3 protein-coding genes are annotated in these 2,711 nt (G+C 73.9%); 1 reads left to right on the top strand and 2 read right to left on the bottom strand.

The window, feature by feature from the left end; genetic code table 11:
• The first annotated feature begins 334 nt into the window (after nucleotides 1-334).
• On the top strand, nucleotides 335-1,537 hold the full coding sequence (locus B9S61_RS12890; protein WP_103542378.1) for a globin domain-containing protein: 1,203 nt from the start codon (nucleotides 335-337) through the stop codon (nucleotides 1,535-1,537).
• A gap of 77 nt (nucleotides 1,538-1,614) precedes the next feature.
• On the opposite strand, the gene B9S61_RS12885 is transcribed toward B9S61_RS12890, so the two are convergent.
• Nucleotides 1,615-1,989 carry a hypothetical protein gene (locus B9S61_RS12885; RefSeq protein ID WP_103542377.1) on the bottom strand — a complete coding sequence of 125 codons (375 nt, stop codon included), beginning with the start codon at nucleotides 1,987-1,989 and terminating at the stop codon, nucleotides 1,615-1,617.
• An 88-nt stretch (nucleotides 1,990-2,077) separates the two neighbouring features.
• Entirely contained in the window at nucleotides 2,078-2,596 is a 519-nt protein-coding gene (locus B9S61_RS12880) for a roadblock/LC7 domain-containing protein (protein WP_103542376.1), read from the bottom strand.
• Nucleotides 2,597-2,711: the final 115 nt, after the last annotated feature.

Raw genomic sequence — 2,711 nt, 5'->3', positions numbered from 1 at the left:
CGCCTGCCCGGGGACCGCCGGTCGGCTGTCCCAGCGGACCGCCCTCCGACCGTCCCACCACCCCGCCAGGCGGTGACCGTCGTCCCGCCGGCCGGAGATCACCCTCCCGCCGCCCCGGCGACCGCCGGCCGTCCCTGGGCGGGGGGCCGTTCGGCCCTGATGGTGGGGGCCGGTCGGGGCCGGAGGTCCCCGTCCGGTGGGACGACGGTCCCCGATCGCGGCCGGGGGCCCCGTTACCCCGGGGAACAGGTGTGCCGGATTGCTATACAGGTTCTGCCGCCGGTCCGGATCCGCGGTCCAACGCCCTTGTCCCGTAGCGCTTTTGGGAGACCTCATGCTGTCCGAAGAGTCCACCGCAGTACTGCGGGCCACCCTGCCCGCCGTGGCCGGGGCGCTCGATGAGATCACCACGCGTTTCTACGGCGCGATGTTCCGCGACCGGCCGGAGTTGCTGGACGGCCTGTTCAACCGGGGCAACCAGGCCAGCGGGGCCCAGCGCCGGGCTCTCGCCGGGTCCATAGCCGGTTTCGCCCAGGCGCTGCTCGCCGACCCGGACAGCCGGCCGGACGCCCTGCTGGCCCGGATCGCCCACAAGCACGTCGCGGTCGGGATCACCGACGACCAGTACACGATCGTGCACAAGTACCTGTTCGGCGCGATCGCCGAGGTGCTGGGCGACGCGGTGACCCCGGATGTGGCGGCCGCCTGGGACGAGGTGTACTGGCTGATGGCCGGCGCGCTCATCGCGCGGGAGGCCCGGCTGTACCACGAGGCCGGTGTCGAGCCGGGCGACATCTGGCGGCCCTGGACGGTCGTGGAGCGCCACGAGGAGACGGACGACGTGGTGTCGTTCCTGCTGTGCCCCGCCGACGGCAGGCCCGCGCCGCCGGCCCGGGCGGGCCAGTACGTCAGCGTGAAGCTGCGCATGCCCGACGGTGTGCACCAGCTCCGCCAGTACAGCCTGTCCTCCGACCCGGGTGACGAGGTGCGCCGTCTCACCGTCAAGCGGGTCGGAGGAGCGGAGGGCGCCCCGGACGGCGAGGTGTCCAACCTGCTGTTCGAACAGGTCGGCACGGGCGACGAGCTCACCCTCTCCGTGCCGGCCGGCGATGTCGCGCTCGACGAGGCGGACACCCCCCTGATCCTGGCCTCGGCCGGTATCGGCTGCACCCCGATGCTCGGCATGCTCGCCCGCCTGCGGGCCACCGGCTCCACCCGGCGGGTACTCGTGCTGCACGCCGACGGCTCGCCCGCCGAGCACGCCCTGCGTGCCGAGACCCGCGAGACGGTGAACGGGCTGCCCGACGCGGAGGCGGTGTTCTGGTACGAGCGTCCCGGCTCCGAGGAGCCCGGCGTCCGCGACGGTCTGATGAGCCTCGAGGGCATCGACATCCCGGCGGACGCGACGGTGTACCTGTGCGGCCCGCTGCCGTTCATGCGCGCGGTACGCGGCGATCTGCTCGCCGCCGGGATCCCGGCCCGGTCCGTCCACTACGAGGTCTTCGGCCCCGACCTCTGGCTGCCCGAGGCGGCCTGACACCGGCGGTCCGGGGGCTCCGCGCGCCGTCCGGGGGCTCCGCGCGCCGTCCGGGCGCGCGGGGCCCCCGGACCGGCTCAGACCTCCAGGTCCGACTCGATGCGGCGCAGCTGGTGGCGCGCCATGGCGAGGTTGGCCCGGGCCCCGTCGAGGACCAGGTACAGGAAGAGGCCGTTGCCGCCGCGGCCCTTGAGCAGGCGGATCAGGTGGTACTGGCTGTTCAGGGTGATGAGGATGTCCTCGATCTCCTCGTTCAGCCCCAGGTGTTCCATGGTGCGCAGCTTGGACCGTACGACGTCGGTGTTGCCGGCGGCGGCGACCTCCAGGTTGAAGTCCTTGCCGCCGCCCAGGGTGCCGAGGGCCATGCCGCTGGTGTAGTCGACGAGTGCGGCTGCCGTCGCGCCGTCGATGGAGGCGAGGCATTCCTTGAGGGAGGTCTCGGTGTTGGCCATGGGCGTGTGTCCTTTCCGTCATGAATGGGCTGTTCGGGCCGGTCGCCGGGTGACGCGCGGGCGTCCGGCCGGGGAGAGAGGTCGGGGGTCAGCCGCCGGGCTGGGTCCGGGGCCGGTGCGGGGGCAGCTGCGGGGTCCGCACCGGAAGGGTTCCGATGGGCCGGCCCGGGTCCTGCGTCCGTGCGGGGATCTCGCGGGTCACGATCCGGTCGGCGTGCCGCCCCGCCCCCTGGCCGATGTGGGTGTCCACCAGTTCCGCGATCCGGGCGCCGCTGCGCCGACCCTCGAGGTGCAGCCGGCCCACGTTGACCCGGTCGTCGGCGAGGAGGGTGAGGACGGCGGTGGTGCCGGCCGCGTAGGTGGCGATGTAGCCCTGGCTGCCGCGTACCAGGAGTTCGCGGAACTCGCCCCGGGCGGCGGCGTCCGTCATCCGGTACGCGACACCCAGCGCGGCGGCGGTGAGCGCGGCCAGCCCTTCCGGTTCGGTGTCCGCCGCGTCCTGGGCGAGGACGAGCCCGTCGACGGTGGCCGCGAGGGTGCCGGCCAGCCGGGGTATGCGGGTGCGGAGCCGGCGCAGTTCGTCCAGCACGTCGGTCTCGACGGCCATGAGCAGTCTCCTTTCGGCACGCTGCCGGCGCGCGCGGATCACAGTGCCTCCAGGGCGTCCAGGAGCCGTCTCAGCAGCGCTGTGTCGGGCTCGTCCCACGCCGCGCCGCCCGCGT

Source organism: Streptomyces sp. SM1, assembly GCF_002910825.1.
GTDB lineage: Bacteria > Actinomycetota > Actinomycetes > Streptomycetales > Streptomycetaceae > Streptomyces > Streptomyces okerensis.
The sequence above is the reverse complement of the archived record's forward strand: the minus strand, read 5'-3'. Positions and strand labels throughout refer to the sequence as shown.

Coding starts and splice junctions, on each gene's coding strand:
- B9S61_RS12890 (WP_103542378.1), top strand. CDS start 335: ATGCTGTCCGAAGAGTCCACCGCAGTACTGCGGGCCACCCTGCCCGCC.
- B9S61_RS12885 (WP_103542377.1), bottom strand. CDS start 1,989: ATGGCCAACACCGAGACCTCCCTCAAGGAATGCCTCGCCTCCATCGAC.
- B9S61_RS12880 (WP_103542376.1), bottom strand. CDS start 2,596: ATGGCCGTCGAGACCGACGTGCTGGACGAACTGCGCCGGCTCCGCACC.